The sequence below is a fragment of the Tropicimonas sp. IMCC6043 genome, from assembly GCF_004146235.1.
Taxonomy (GTDB): Bacteria; Pseudomonadota; Alphaproteobacteria; order Rhodobacterales; family Rhodobacteraceae; genus Tropicimonas.
The window spans coordinates 16,193-30,756 of record NZ_SELO01000042.1 but is presented as its reverse complement, the minus strand read 5'-3'; the positions used below and the strand labels follow the sequence as shown (position 1 = coordinate 30,756).

Sequence of the window (14,564 nt, the reverse complement as noted above, 5' to 3'; positions counted from 1 at the left end):
CTATGGGAGAGACCGTTTCTTGACGGCGAAACCCGTCTGGGCAACCATATCAGGGCATCCGGAATACCGGATGCTCCAAGACCTGATGCTTCAAGCCGCCAAAGCTTCCCGACATAGGACGTTGTCGCTGACGATGCTGGCCGGTTTCCCATAAACCCGGACAAGCGCGTCCAACTCTCGCGCCACGCGGGTGCCCGAGATGCCGGTGTCGGCCATCAAGCATAGGTTCTCGCGACAGCAATCATCGTTCACGGCCAGAATGCGGAACCGGCGCGAGGCCCCGAACGTGTCCGACAGGAAGTCCAGCGACCAACGTTCGCCGGGCCTCAGAGCCTCCGGCATTGGTGTTCGAGAGCCACGGGCGCGTTTCCGGCCCCGTCGTCGCCTGACACCCAGCTTCTCTTCCGTGTAGAGGCGGTAGAGCTTCTTGTGGTTCATGATCATGCCCTTGCGTTCCAGCATCACGCCAATGCGCCGGTAGCCGAACCGGCGACGCTTGGCCGCGACGGCCTTCATCTCCGCCCTGATCTCTGGATTGTCCGGCGGGCGTTCACGCCGGACTGTCTTCGGATCGACACCGACAAGTCGGCAGGCCCGACGTTGCGAGACACCATGATCCCGCATCGCCCGGAGCGCTGCCTCTCGCCGCTCATTCGGCGTCGTCAATTCTTTCCCAGCAGATCCTTCAAAACCACATTGTCCAGCATCGTATCCGCCAGCAGGCGCTTGAGCTTGGCGTTCTCGTCTTCCAGCGCCCTCAGCTTGCCGGCGTCAGACACCTCCATGCCGCCAAACTTCGATTTCAGCTTGTAGAACGTGCCCTGGCTGAGGCCGTGCTTGCGGCACACCTCGACCGTCGGCATGCCGGCTTCCTGTTCCTTGATCATCCCGATGATCTGCGCCTCGGTGAAACGGCTCTTTCGCATTTGTTTGCTCCTTCGAAAGGTTGAGCAAACTCTACGTCAGCGTGAGGGAATTTTCGGGGGGCAGGTCAAGTGATTCACACGGCATTCTTGCTCGGCCTGTTGGAGAAATTATTCAATCAATTTATAATGGAAGCAGCGCCGCATGAGAAGTCGTGAACCTGGGTGCCATGAGACCAGAAGTCAGCCGGGCCATAACTGCGCTTTGACGGGGCACGGCTCTCCGACGATATTGTCCGACCCAAAATGACCAGATGAGTCAAGCCTGCAGGCAAGCTTGACCCTCTGCACAGGAGGGCGACTGTCAACGCCATTTCAATTGGGGCCTCTATCTTGGCCGAGAAAGGGGAATGGGTGGGAATGGTCCTCGGGTGACGACATCCTGAAGCTGCTGCTCTTAAACGATCTAAAGCAGTGGGATGGGGGCGACGTACGAACGGCATGTAGGTCCGTCCGTGTCAGCGATACCTCGCTCTGCAACTGGCGTCGTCGTTTCGGTGGCATGAGGAAGGCACAGCTGTTGGCGTTGCATGGCCTTGCGAAGGAGAGCGTCTGGCCGATTGGCTCAATCGACCGTGGCCCCGCTGCGGTCGCGAGACCTGCTCAACGAATGGCCGATACCTGCGGTAACAAATGTAGGAAGCGGTGTGCATTCCGGTCGTCTTGATAACTGAAAGGAGGGGGCAGGGTCGCCGACAGAGTGACAACTTCCCAACCCGATCCACGTGGCATTGAAAACATGGTGGGTGATGACGGATTCGAACCGCCGACATCTTCGGTGTAAACGAAGCGCTCTACCAACTGAGCTAATCACCCGCCTTTCGCGCGGTGATAGCCTGTGCCTCCAGTCACTGGCAAGGGGAGTGGGGCGAGGGGCGGCCGAAAAAAGCGGGCGGCGGCTCATCCCCATGAAGCCACCGCCCTTTGCGCGCGGAGCACGCATCTGTTGCACGTGAGTGGTGCAGGTCCGTCCGGTTCGCAGCGCGTCCGGTCGGTCGTGTCGTTGAGCCCGGAGTGAAACGGAACATGCGCCGCGGGCCGAATGGGAAGGCGCGGTCCCGGGGACAGGATTGGCAGATGGATATCCGCCGGATCATGTCGACCGGTATCCGGCTGACCTGCAAAGCCCGTCCCCGGTCCCTCGCGACCGCGCCCTCCCGATGCCGCCGTTATAGAGGGCGTATGCTAGGCCGGTCAGTCGCGTATCCGCGTGACCCCGGCGGGCCGTGTCAAGCCGTGCCGTTGACCAGTCCGGCTCCGAGGCCCTTGACCGCCGCTGTCGTTCGGTCGCTTACGCCAAGCTTCTGGAAAATGCGGCGGACATGCGTGTCGACGGTGTGTGTCGAGATGCCCAGGATATCGGCGATGACCGAGTTCGACTTTCCTTTTGCGATCCATTCCAGCACCTCGCGCTCGCGGCGAGTCAGGCGCTTGTCGCCCTGAACGAAGTCCGGCGTTAGCCGGATATAGGCGAGGTGGCTGAGCTGGGCGGCAAGCTGAAATTCCTTCAACTCGCTGTGCGAGCAGGTCGGACGGCCCGGGCCGAAGCCAAGGTTGAGGACTCCGTTGCGCGACATCGGTCCGAACACCTGCACCGCGAGCCCGTCGCCGAGCTCGTACCGTGCCACCGTCTCGAGAAAGGCCGACTCGCTGGACAGCAGTTCGGTCATCTTCGGGACGTCGGACCAGAAGAACGGGTCGGTGGTGCGGGCGGCGATGTCCGGGATCGGGCTCACAAGCACCATGCGCTGCGAAAAGAGCGTGTCGATCAACTCGTCCGGAAAGCCCTCACTGATGAACATGGTGTCGTCGGGATGTTCCTGACGGACGCTGCCGACGAAATGGCGATAGCCAATCATCCGGACGCCGCGGGCGAAGAAATAGTCGCGCGTTGCAACCCAGAGATCCTCCGGTTCGGTGATCTCACGAACGCGGGCGATCTGCGCCCTCAGCGCGTCCTGCATGGCGACCCTCCGAAATGCCTGAGAGACCCTAGCATGGATCGCCCGTCGGTCCAGCGGCGGCTTCCCGCCTCGGGGGGTTTCCAGAGGCGCCGTCGCGGGCTAGGTTCCCGCGCGAGCGGAAGGAGACTCGAGACATGCGCATACCCGGATTGGCCGCGACCCTTGCCACGCTTCTGGCCCTGGCCCCCGGTGCCGGCGGCGCCCAGACCGTCGACGGCCGCACAGCGGGCAGGATGCTCTTCAGCACCGGCTGGGCCGTGCAACTCGGGCAGGCGGATTTCATCGACAAGAGCATGGCCGGCGCCATCACGGCGCAGCTAAAGAGCATGCCCGGCGTCGGCTATTACGGCGCCATCGCCGTCTCCCCCGGCGAGCCGGTCGCCTCGAACCTGATGTCGACGGTCGCGAACTTCCACACCCCCGAATCCGCCCAGGCCGCCGCGCTGGCGGATTGCAACGCCCGCCGGACCTCCGGCGGACCCTGCATTGTCTTCGCCACCATCGTGCCCAAGCGCTACAAGCCGAAGGATTTCACGCTGTCGGCCGCCGCGACAGAGGCGTTTTCAAAGACCTACAAGAAGCTGGACGCGCCCAAGGCGATGGCGATCTCGCCCTCCACGGGCGCCTTCGGCATTGACCGGGGAGACGGTGGACGGGCGCTTGCGAAATGCGCAGCGGTCGCTCAGGCGAAAGGTGCGTCCGACTGCGGTCTTGCAATAATTGATCAATGAGTGCACAAAACATATTCATGAGTGTGAAGATGAGCGTCAATTTGCGCCATATCAATGTGCGTAGTCGCCGATAATGTGATTAAAAAGAACCACGAACGCGAGAACAGCCGAGGTACCCCCAGGTGACGAACAAAGCCCGCTATGCCGCCGCCATCGAGGCGTCCATCGACAAGCTTCACGAGGAAGGCCGCTACCGCACCTTCATCGATATCGAGCGGCGCAAGGGCCAGTTCCCGACTGCGACCTGGACCCGGCCCGACGGCACCGAGAAGGAGATAACCGTCTGGTGCGGAAACGATTACCTCGGGATGGGCCAGCACCCGGTGGTGCTCGCGGCGATGCAGGAGGCGATCGAGGCGACCGGCGCGGGCTCCGGTGGCACGCGCAACATCTCCGGCACGACGGTCTATCACAAGCGTCTCGAGGCCGAACTTGCGGACCTGCACCGCAAGGAAGCGGCACTGGTCTTCACCTCGGCCTATATCGCCAATGACGCCACGCTCTCGACCCTGCCGAAGCTGCTGCCCGGCCTGATCATCTATTCCGACTCGCTCAACCACGCATCGATGATCGAGGGCGTACGTCGGAACGGCGGCGCCAAGCGGATTTTCCGTCACAATGACGTGAATCATCTGCGCGAGCTTCTGGCCGCCGACGACCCGGCCGCGCCGAAGCTCATTGCCTTCGAGTCGATCTATTCGATGGATGGCGATTTCGGGCCGATCGAGGAAATCTGCGATCTTGCCGACGAGTTCGACGCGCTGACCTATATCGACGAGGTCCACGCGGTGGGCATGTATGGCCCGCGCGGGGCAGGGGTCGCCGAGCGCGACGGGCTGATGGGTCGGATCGACATTATCAACGGGACGCTCGCCAAGGCCTATGGCGTGATGGGCGGCTATATCGCCTCCTCGGCGAAGATGTGCGACGCCATCCGCTCCTATGCGCCGGGCTTCATCTTCACCACTTCGATCCCGCCTGCGATCGCGGCTGGTGCGGCTGCGTCGGTTCGTCACCTCAAGACCGACCAGGCACTGCGCGACACCCAGCAACTGCATGCGCGGATCCTCAAGACCCGTCTCAAGGCGATGGGCCTGCCGATCATCGACCATGGCAGCCATATCGTGCCGGTGATCGTGGGCGACCCGGTCCACACCAAGCAGCTTTCGGACATGTTGCTGGAAGATTTCGGTATTTACGTCCAGCCGATCAACTTCCCGACGGTTCCGCGGGGCACCGAACGCCTCCGCTTCACACCCTCGCCGGTGCATTCGCCGAAGATGCTCGACGGTCTGATCCGCGCGATGGACAGCCTCTGGTCGCAATGCGCGCTTAATCGCCAAGAGCTTTCGGCCTGATCTTTCCCCATGTGCATGCCAATCCGGGCTGTGTTAGGGTTCTCTCAATGATCGGCGAGTCACGAATCGTTGATCGATGGGGACAACAAGACTGACGCGGACGAGGACGGGCAGATGATTGGGCGCAACGAGCCGCCCAAGGTGGTCGAAGAGCAGGCTCCACCGAAGGGCTTTGACGATTTCGATCTTCGCCTTGGTGACGTAATGCGAGGCGAGCGTGCGACTTTGGGCAAGTCGCTGCTCGACGTTCAGCGTGAGCTGAAGATCAAGGCTTCGTTCATTGCCGCCATCGAGAATGCCGACCCCACGGCATTCGAGACGCCCGGATTCGTTGCCGGATACGTCCGCTCCTACTCCCGCTATCTCGGGCTTGATCCGGAATGGGCCTTCGAGACCTTCTGCCGTGAGGCGAATTTCGTCTCCGCGTCCAATTCCGACAGGTCGGGAAAGCCCTCCGCGGCGGGCAGCAACGCGCCGGTCTACCGCAAGCCGGGCGCACCCAAGGCCGATGCTTTCGACCCCTTCGCCTCGCCGCGCATCTCCTTTGCCCCCAAGCCTTCCAGCCCGCTTGCCAATCTCGAACCGCGCGCCATCGGCTCGACGCTCGTGCTGCTCGCCCTGATCGGCGCTGTGGGATATGGCGGCTGGTCCGTTCTCCAGGAAATCCAGCGCGTCAAGGTTACGCCCGTCGACAAGGCGCCGACCGCCATTGCCGTGGTGGACCCGCTGGCGGATGTACGTCGCCCTGACGATGATGCGCCGTCGGAAATTGCCCTGGCAGATGGAGCGCCACTGGATTCGCTGGAACGCATTTACCGCCCGCAGGCGCTCGATGTTCCTGTGATGGTTGCTCGCGACGGCCCGATCGCCGCGCTGGATCCGCGCAGCACCGGCGCGCTTTCCACGCCGTCCGGCCACGCCGTCGGTGACCCGCGCGGCGTTGCGCTCGCCGCCGGTCCGGCCGGTGGTCCCACCGCGGCGACGCCCGGTGCCACTCCGGAATCCGCCTCGGCCATCGACGCTGCCGTCGCCGAGGCGCTTGGTATCGCGCCCACGCCGCCGAAGGTGACCGTCGACGTCCCCGAAGTTGTTCTCGTCGCAGTGCGTCCGGCCTGGGTGCGGGTGCGCTCGGCCGATGGCTCGACGCTCTTCGAGAAGGTCCTGAACCCCGGCGACACCTATGTCGTTCCCCAGACGGAGGAGCCGCCGATCCTGAGGACCGGCGCTGCCGGAGCGCTCTATTTCGCCGTCAACGGCCAGACCTACGGACCTGCCGGCGGCAATGGCGAGGTGGTCGACAAGATTGCGCTGAACTCCACAGCACTTACCGAAAAGTTTGCTGCGGCCGATCCGACCAATGACGCAGATGCCAGCAAGGCGATCGCCGTCGCCGAGGCGATGCTGAATCCCGAGCCGGTGCCGGGCGAGGCCTCACCGGCCGAGTGATCCGCCCGGATCGCCGGATCGGCGGTAACAATCTCATGACGATCGCGTTCGACGCCCGGCTGCGGCACCTGCGTGCCGTTGATCCTCGCCGCCGCGCGTCCTAAAGGATGCCCCAGACACAGCACCGGAGGCCGGACATGTCGATCAACCACGTGCGCCCGTGGCGGAGCATCGAGCGCCGCAAGAGCCGCCAGATCTCGGTCGGCCCGGTGAAGGTCGGCGGCGACGCGCCGATCTCGGTGCAGACAATGACGAACACAACGACGACCGATGTCGCCGCCACTGTCGCCCAGGTGCAGGCCGCCGCCGATGTCGGCGCCGACATCGTCCGCGTGTCGGTTCCGGACGAGGCCAGCGCGCGGGCGCTCAGGGAGATCGTTGCCGAGAGCCCCGTACCCATCGTCGCCGACATCCATTTCCACTACCGGCGCGCCATCGAGGCGGCCGAGAGCGGCGCGGCCTGTCTTCGGATCAATCCCGGCAATATCGGCGACGCGAGTCGGGTCCGGGAGGTCATCGCCGCCGCCCGCGACCATGGCTGCTCGATCCGCATCGGGGTCAACGCCGGCAGCCTCGAGAAACACCTGCTCGAGAAATATGGCGAGCCTTGTCCGGACGCGATGGTCGAAAGCGGGCTCGACCATATCCGCATCCTGCAGGACCACGATTTCCACGAGTTCAAGATCTCGGTGAAGGCCTCCGACGTGTTCATGGCCGCCGCTGCCTATCAGCAGCTCGCCGAGGCGACCGACGCGCCAATCCACCTGGGCATCACCGAGGCGGGTGGGCTGACCACTGGCACGGTGAAATCAGCCATCGGGCTTGGCAACCTGCTCTGGATGGGCATCGGCGACACGATGCGCGTCAGCCTTTCGGCCGATCCGGTCGAGGAGGTGAAGGTCGGCTTCGAGATCCTCAAGGCGCTCGGGCTGCGCCACCGAGGCGTCAACATAATCTCTTGCCCGTCCTGTGCGCGGCAGGGGTTTGACGTGATCCGGACAGTGGAGATCCTCGAAAAGCGGCTCGAGCACGTGAAGACGCCGATGAGCCTCTCGATCATCGGCTGCGTGGTCAACGGTCCTGGCGAAGCGCTGATGACCGATGTCGGCTTTACCGGCGGTGGCGCAGGCTCCGGCATGGTCTATCTGGCCGGCAAGCAGAGCCACAAGATGTCGAACGCGCAGATGATCGACCATATCGTCGAGCAGGTCGAGAAACGGGCCGCCGAGATCGACGCGGCGGCCGAGGCCGCGGAGTAGGGGTACCTCGGCTGCCGCGCGCGGGTTTTTCGGCCGGTTCAGCCCCCGTCGCGCTCTTCTGCGACCACGTTCCTCATGCCCGCGAGCGGCAGGTAGCCCCGCAGCATCTGCTCGCCGACGACGAAGGTCGGGGTGCCGGAGATCTGCATCCGCTGGGCCAGCGCATGGTTCTGCGCCAGGATCGCGTCGATTTCCGGCGCGTCCATCTTCGCCAGGATCGCCTCGGCATCGAGATCGAGATCGGAGGCCAGCGCCTTCACCGAGAGCGGGTTCACCTCGCCGCGAAAGGTGATGAGCGCATCGTGAACCTTTTCGTAGGCGTCGTCGCCAAGCGCCAGCTTCGTCGCGAGGGCCATGCGCGAAGAAGCGACGGACTGTTCGCCAAGGATCGGGAATTCCTTGAGCACCAGCCGGATGTTGCCGTCGCTCTCGATCAGCTCGTTCACCTCCGGATAGGCCTTGCGGCAATAGGTGCAGCGGTAGTCGACGAACTCGACGATGGTCACGTCGCCTTCGGGGTTACCGCCCACCCAGTCCGCCTCGCTCTCGAAGAGATCGGCCGCGTTGGCGGCGATGAGCGTCGCGTCATTGGCGACCTGCGCCTGCTCCTGGCGGCTCTCGAGCACCGCGATGGCCTCCATCAACACCTCGGGTTTCTCGAGAAGGTAGGCGCGGACCTCGTCGCGAAACGCCGCCCTCTCGTCATCCGTGAGGCTGGAGAGGTCGAGCGCGGCGGCCGGCAGGGCGAGGCCGGCGGCAAACACCGCGGCGAGGGAGAGGGCTTTCATCGGCGTGTCTTCCTTTTCTCTTTGGTCGGGGCGGCCGCCCCGGAGCGCGTTTGGCATGAAAGGGCATGTCCTGCAAGCGCGCCGGCGTGGTGGCGCAGGATCGGCGGCAGGCGGCGAAGGGGCTGCGCCCGATAGTCCGTCCTGCCGTCATTGACTGCCCCTGCCGCGGTTGAGATATGCCGTCAGGGCGGAACTCTAAGGAGAATGCGATGCGCGCATCAAGACGCAGTGAGGTCGATCCCTTTATCGTGATGGACGTGATGGAGGCGGCGCGGCAGGCGGAAGCGGCGGGGCGCCACATCATCCACATGGAGATCGGCCAGCCCGGCACGCCGGCGCCGTCCGGTGCGCGGGCGGCACTGGCGCGCGCTCTGGAGTCCGACGCGCTCGGTTACACGGTCGCGCTCGGCCTGCCGGCGCTCCGGGCGCGCATCGCGCAGCTCTACCGCGACTGGTACGGGCTCGATCTCAACCCCGACCGCGTGATCGTCACGCCGGGCTCTTCCGGCGCCTTCCTCCTGGCCTTCACGGCGCTTTTCGAGGCGGGCGACCGCGTCGGGCTCGGCGAACCGGGCTATCCGTCCTATCGGCAGATCCTGAAGGCGCTGAGCCTCGAGCCGGTGGGCATCCCGACCACGCTGGAGAACCGCATGCAACCGGTACCGGCGGACCTGCCGGCGGATCTCGCCGGCCTCATCGTCGCCTCGCCGGCCAATCCCTCGGGCACGATGCTGTCGCGCGACGCCCTCGCGGCGCTGATCGGGCGTGCGGCAGAGACCGGCGCTGCCTTCGTCTCCGACGAAATCTATCACGGCATCCAGTACGAGGGCCGGGCAGTCAGTGCGCTGGAGATCAGCGACGACGTCTGCGTGATCAATTCCTTTTCCAAGTATTTCTCCATGACCGGCTGGCGGGTGGGCTGGATGGTGGTGCCGGAACCGGAGGTGCGCCGCTACGAGCGGCTGGCGCAGAACATGTTCATCTGCCCGCCGCATGCCAGCCAGGTGGCGGCGCTGGCGGCGCTGGATTGCGAGGCCGAGCTGCAATCGAACCTCGCCGTCTACACCGAGAACCGCCGGCTGATGCTCGATGTATTGCCACGGGCCGGCTTTGATCGCATCGCGCCGCCCGACGGCGCCTTCTACGTCTATGCCGATGTCTCCGCGCACAGCGCCGACAGCCTCGCCTTCAGCCGCGAGATCCTTGCCGAGGCCGGGGTCGCGGTGACGCCAGGGCTCGATTTCGATCCGCGGCGCGGGCAGGGGATGCTGCGGTTTTCCTATGCCGCCGCAACGGCGGATATCGCCGAAGGGCTGGAGCGGCTGCGGATCTTCATGAACCGGCGATAGGCGGCGCGGGCGCCCGGCGGGCGTTCCGGTGGAGCGGTCCGGTTATCGGTCCTGTCGGAGTGCCCCGCAGCGACCGCCCCCAACCGCCGTTTGCCTTGCCGCGGCGGATTGCCTATGGTCCGCCGCAATCAGGGGCCCAACCCGAGCAGACTCATGAAACGCTTCCTCGCATTGCTGATCACGGCAGTGTTCTGCCTTCCGCTTGTCGCCGTCGGGCAGGGGCTCTTTGCCGTCGCCCGGCTTGATCCCGAGCGCTCCGCAATCACCGACCGGTCCGGCGGCTTCGACCTCACCCTCGGCCTCAGCCAGCCGGTTCCCTACAAGGTGACGACGCTGGACCAGCCGCCGCGCCTCGTGCTCGATTTCCGCGAGGTGGATTTCAGCGCCCTCCAAAGCGGCGATCTCGGCACGAGCCCCGCGGTGCTTGCTGTGCGCCACGGTGCCATCCAGGCGGGGTGGTCGCGCATGGTAGTGGATCTCGCCGGACCCTATGCGGTCGAGGCAGCCGGCATGGAGACCGGCGCGGATGACGGCAGCGCGCGGATCGTGGTCACCCTGCGCGAGACCGATCCGACGAGTTTCGCCGTCCGCGCCGGTCCAGAACCGTCGCCGGCCCCGTCGCCCGCGCCGATCCAGCCCGATGACGGGCGGCTCACGGTTGTGATCGACCCCGGTCATGGCGGCATCGACCCCGGCGCCGTCCGTGACGACGTCTACGAGGCCGACCTCGTGCTCCAGTTTGCACTGGAACTGCGCGAGGCGCTGCTGCGCGCGGGCGGCTTCGAGGTGGCGCTGACCCGGACCGGAGATACCTTCGTCTCGCTGGAATCCCGCATCGACATCGCCCGGCAGGCCGGCGGCGAGGTGATCCTCTCGCTGCACGCGGACGCGGTAAGCGAAGGCATCGCGCGGGGGGCGCAGATCTACACCCTGGCCGAGGAGGCGTCCTCGGCGGCCTCGGCCATGCTCGCCGAACGTCACGACCGGGCCGACTTGCTTGCCGGCGTCGACCTTTCCGGACAGGGAGACGAGGTCGCCCGCGTACTGATGTCGATCGCCCGGACCGAGACCGCCCCACGCACCGAGGCGCTGGCCGCGGCGCTGCTGGAGAGCTTCCGCACGGCGGGGGTCCGGCTGCACAAGCGGCCACACGAGCAGGCCGCCTTCTCGGTCCTCAAGGCGCCCGACATTCCCTCGGTGCTGATCGAACTCGGCTTCATGTCGAGCCCGCAGGAACTCGAGAAGCTGCAGGACCCGGAATGGCGAGGGCGGGCGCAGGCAGCCATCGTCGATGCCCTCGGACGGTGGGATGCGGAGGACAGGGCGCGCGAAAAGCTCAGGCGGAAGTAGCCCGCGCCAGCCAGATCGTATGGAAATCACATTCCGGATCTTCGGCGACATGCGCCAGAACCTCGAAGCCATTCGCCAGGAGGAGCGCGCGATATTCCTCCGGGGCGAGGCTCGCGTGGTAGACCGGCGCGCCGGCAACATGGCCCCAGACCTCGCTCGCCGCAGGGCCGGAGGTGAACATCAGCGCCGCACCCGGGGCGGCATGAGCGGCAAAAGTGGCGAACATCGCCCGCTGGTCGGCAGGGGCAAGGTGGAAGAAGCTGTCCCAGGCGAGGATGCCGTCGAAACGCGTGCCGAGCGAGAGGCCGCGCATGTCCGCGTGGTGGACCGTGGCGCCGGGCAGGGCGGCGGCAAAGAGCGCGCAGAGTGAAGCCGCGCCGTCCACCCCGGTCACGACACATCCGCACCCGGCCAGGTAGAGCGCGATCGGATCGCCGGTGCCGCAGCCGAGGTCGAGGATGCGCGGGCCGGGGGCCGAGGTGCGGAAACGGTCGAGCCAGTTGCGTTCGAAGAGCGACTTCGCGCGGCCTTGTGCCCATGTCGGGCCGACCCGGTCATAGGTTGGCAGGATGTCGTCGGGGCCGGAAGGGTGGTCTGCCATGGCACCATCCAACCGCGAAACCGACGCGATATCCAGACCACTTGCAGCACATTCCAAGGATCCCGGCGCGGGGTGCGTCCAACAGAAACAACACCGCGTCGAGGAACGGCAAAGTGATCGTCGCATCCGGTCCGGGCCGGCAACCGGCCGCCGGTTGCTTTTGACCGCGCCGCGACCGTTGCGTATAACCGCGCCAACCAAGCACAGGACTCCGAATGCTCCGCGCCCTCTTCTCCTTCTTCGGAGGCATCTTCACCCTGATCGTCACCGGTATGCTGTTCGTCGCGCTGCTGGCCGGCGGCGTCATCTGGATGTATTCCAGCGACCTCCCCGACCACGAGGAACTTGCGAGCTATACGCCCAAGACGATCAGCCGGGTTTATTCGGGCGAGGGGCAGATCATCGACGAGTTCGCCGTCGAGCGCCGGCTGTTCGTGCCGGCGGAGGATATCCCGGATCTCGTCAAGCAGGCCTTCATCTCGGCAGAGGACAAGAACTTCTACATCCACAAGGGTTATGACGTCGCCGGCATCGCCAAGGCGGCGTTGGATGCGGCTCAGGGCGGGCGGCTCCGCGGCGCCTCGACGATCACCCAGCAGGTGATGAAGAACTTCCTGCTGTCATCGGACCGGTCGGTGGAGCGCAAGATCAAGGAGATCATCCTCGCCGCCCGCGTGGAGCAGGCGCTCGACAAGGAAGAGATCCTCGAACTGTATCTGAACGAGATCTTTCTCGGGCAGAACTCCTATGGCGTCGCCGCCGCCGCGCAGACCTATTTCAACAAGAACCTCGTGGAGCTTCAGCCGCACGAGGTCGCCTATCTCGCCGCCCTGCCGCAGGCGCCGTCGCACCTGCACCCGGTGCGGGACAAGGAGAAGGCCCTCAGTCGCCGCGACTACGTTCTGCGGGAGATGTATGAAAACGGCTATATCGACCGGGATACCTACGAGCAGGAGCGCACCCTGCCGCTCCTGACGGTGCAGAACGGCGACTACCCTTCCTTCCGCGACTCCCTGCCGCCGCGTGACTATTTCACCGACGAGATCCGCCGCCAGCTCTCGGGCGAGTTCGGCCAGGACGAGTTCTTCGGTGGCGGGTTGACGATCCGCGCCACCGTCGATCCGGAGCTTCAGGTCGCCGCGGCCGACTCGCTGCGCCGGGCGCTGGAAGACTATGACCGTGGCATCGGTCGCTGGCGTGGCACTGGCAAGGCGCTTCCCGTCGAGGTGCTCTCCGACGAGACCGAATGGCGCGCCGCGCTGGCGGAGACCGACGTCGCCCGCGATGTCGATCTCGACGACCTCTGGCGGCCGGCGGTTGTGCTCGAGGTCGCCGAGAACACGCTGACGCTCGGGGCCGAAGGGGTCGAAGGCACCGTCCAGGTCCCGCGCGAGGACATCAAGTGGCTTCAGGGCGATTTCTTCGACAATTTCGAGCCCGGCGACGTGGTCCATGTCCGCCAGATGACCAAGGACGGCGAATTCCTCCACTGGTCGCTGCGACAGCTTCCGCAGGTGCAGGGTGCGTTCGTGGCGATGGACGTCCACACCGGTCGGGTGCTGGCGATGCAGGGCGGGTTCTCCTACCAGGCCTCCGAACTCAACCGCGCCACCCAGGCCACGCGCCAGCCCGGCTCCTCCTTCAAGCCCTTCGTCTATGCTGCGGCGCTCGATTCGGGCTATACGCCGGCGACGATCGTCATCGACGCGCCGATCGAGATCGACACGCCGCAGGGCGTCTGGCGGCCAAAGAACGCCTCGAACAAGTATTACGGGCCGGCGCCGCTCCGCACCGGAATCGAGCGGTCGCGGAACCTGATGACCATCCGGCTGGCGCAGGAGATCAGCATGGACACGGTCGCCCGCTATGCCGAGGATTTCGGTGTCTACGATCACCTTGGCCGCTACCTCGCCAACGCGCTCGGGAGCCAGGAAACGACGCTCTACAAGATGGTCGCGGCCTATTCGATGTTCGCCAATGGCGGTGAGCGGATCGAGCCGACGCTCGTCGACCGGGTGCAGGACCGCTGGGGCGCCACGATCTACAAGCAGGACACGCGACTCTGCCCGGATTGCGAACTGGCCTCGCTCCAGCCCGGCATCACGCCGCGGATCGTTTCTGACCGGCAGCAGGCGATCAACGCGGTCACCGCTTATCAGCTTACGTCCATGATGCAGGGCGTTGTCGAACGCGGCACCGCGGCGCGCACGGTGGGGGCGGCCAATCTCGGCGTGCCGGTAGCCGGCAAGACCGGCACGACCAACGATTCCAAGGATGTCTGGTTCATCGGCTTCACCTCCAACATCGCCGCCGGCTGCTATATCGGCTACGACCAGCCGCGCTCGCTGGGTGGCGCCTCGGGCGGCGGCACCTGCGGGCCGGTCTTCACCCGCTTCATGCGCGAGGCGATCGCGAAATACGGCGGCGGGCCGTTCGAAGTGCCGCCGGGCGGCTATTTCGTCAAGATCGACCGCTATTCCGGCGCGCGTCTGCCCGACAGCGCCACCGGCGAGAATGTCGTCGCGGAGTATTTCCGCGAAGGCGAGGATCCGCTCTTCGGGCTCGCCGGCATTATCGATGGCGGCTTCGTGATGGGGGCCAACGTGCCGATGTTCCTGCGTGGCGAGGGCGACGAGGAGGATTCCCGCACCGTCACCACCTCGACCGGGCGGAAGGTCCAGATCGCGCCGAAGGCGAGTTTCGGCTCGCTGAGTTCCGGTGGTCTTTACTGACCGGCATTCCCATGGGAACGAGCGGGTTCTTGTGGAATGCCCGATTCTGGCCTAGGCGGACGA

At 65.4% G+C, this 14,564-nt stretch carries 10 protein-coding genes, 1 tRNA gene and 1 pseudogene; 7 read left to right on the top strand and 5 right to left on the bottom strand.

Annotated features, from left to right (window positions below; genetic code table 11):
* Positions 1 to 120 precede the first annotated feature (120 nt).
* From EU800_RS22055 to EU800_RS22045, 3 genes and pseudogenes are all read right to left on the bottom strand, one after another.
* Positions 121 to 926 (bottom strand): annotated as a pseudogene (locus tag EU800_RS22055) (transposase); the annotation flags it as partial.
* Between the two features lie 737 nt (positions 927 to 1,663).
* Positions 1,664 to 1,739 (bottom strand) — tRNA-Val (locus EU800_RS22050).
* Between the two features lie 413 nt (positions 1,740 to 2,152).
* Positions 2,153 to 2,887: a LuxR family transcriptional regulator gene (locus tag EU800_RS22045; protein ID WP_129635675.1), complete on the bottom strand. Its 735-nt coding sequence runs from the start codon at positions 2,885 to 2,887 to the stop codon at positions 2,153 to 2,155.
* Between the two features lie 134 nt (positions 2,888 to 3,021).
* Between EU800_RS22045 and EU800_RS22040 the strand changes: the two genes are divergently transcribed.
* The 4 genes from EU800_RS22040 (at position 3,022) to ispG (ending at position 7,681) form a co-directional block, all read left to right on the top strand.
* Positions 3,022 to 3,618: a 5-aminolevulic acid synthase gene (locus tag EU800_RS22040; RefSeq protein WP_129635674.1), complete on the top strand. Its 597-nt coding sequence runs from the start codon at positions 3,022 to 3,024 to the stop codon at positions 3,616 to 3,618.
* Between the two features lie 122 nt (positions 3,619 to 3,740).
* Positions 3,741 to 4,976, top strand: coding sequence for a 5-aminolevulinate synthase (gene hemA / locus EU800_RS22035; protein WP_207209966.1), 1,236 nt, complete (start codon positions 3,741 to 3,743; stop codon positions 4,974 to 4,976).
* 114 nt (positions 4,977 to 5,090) lie between these two features.
* The gene (locus tag EU800_RS22030) at positions 5,091 to 6,422 is read left to right on the top strand and encodes a helix-turn-helix domain-containing protein (RefSeq protein WP_129635673.1); all 1,332 of its coding nucleotides are present in this window, start codon (positions 5,091 to 5,093) and stop codon (positions 6,420 to 6,422) included.
* A gap of 137 nt (positions 6,423 to 6,559) precedes the next feature.
* Positions 6,560 to 7,681, top strand: coding sequence for a flavodoxin-dependent (E)-4-hydroxy-3-methylbut-2-enyl-diphosphate synthase (ispG, locus tag EU800_RS22025; RefSeq protein ID WP_129635672.1), 1,122 nt, complete (start codon positions 6,560 to 6,562; stop codon positions 7,679 to 7,681).
* Between the two features lie 38 nt (positions 7,682 to 7,719).
* Here ispG and EU800_RS22020 read toward each other — a convergent pair whose 3' ends face one another.
* Positions 7,720 to 8,469 carry a DsbA family protein gene (locus EU800_RS22020; RefSeq protein WP_129635671.1) on the bottom strand — a complete coding sequence of 250 codons (750 nt, stop codon included), beginning with the start codon at positions 8,467 to 8,469 and terminating at the stop codon, positions 7,720 to 7,722.
* A gap of 209 nt (positions 8,470 to 8,678) precedes the next feature.
* Between EU800_RS22020 and EU800_RS22015 the strand changes: the two genes are divergently transcribed.
* Together EU800_RS22015 and EU800_RS22010 are read left to right on the top strand one after the other, a co-directional pair.
* Positions 8,679 to 9,818 (top strand): pyridoxal phosphate-dependent aminotransferase, encoded by a 1,140-nt coding sequence (locus EU800_RS22015; protein ID WP_129635670.1) that lies wholly within the window; start codon positions 8,679 to 8,681, stop codon positions 9,816 to 9,818.
* Positions 9,819 to 9,971: 153 nt separating this feature from the next.
* Positions 9,972 to 11,168, top strand: a complete 1,197-nt coding sequence (locus EU800_RS22010; protein ID WP_129635669.1) for an N-acetylmuramoyl-L-alanine amidase — start codon at positions 9,972 to 9,974, stop codon at positions 11,166 to 11,168.
* Here the strand turns inward: EU800_RS22010 and EU800_RS22005 are convergent.
* Entirely contained in the window at positions 11,155 to 11,769 is a 615-nt protein-coding gene (locus tag EU800_RS22005; RefSeq protein WP_129635668.1) for a class I SAM-dependent methyltransferase, read from the bottom strand. The two genes, EU800_RS22010 and EU800_RS22005, sit on opposite strands and share 14 nt — an antisense overlap.
* Positions 11,770 to 11,984: 215 nt before the next feature.
* On the opposite strand from EU800_RS22005, the gene EU800_RS22000 reads away from it, so the two are divergent.
* Positions 11,985 to 14,501 (top strand): penicillin-binding protein 1A, encoded by a 2,517-nt coding sequence (locus tag EU800_RS22000; RefSeq protein ID WP_129635667.1) that lies wholly within the window; start codon positions 11,985 to 11,987, stop codon positions 14,499 to 14,501.
* Positions 14,502 to 14,564: the final 63 nt, after the last annotated feature.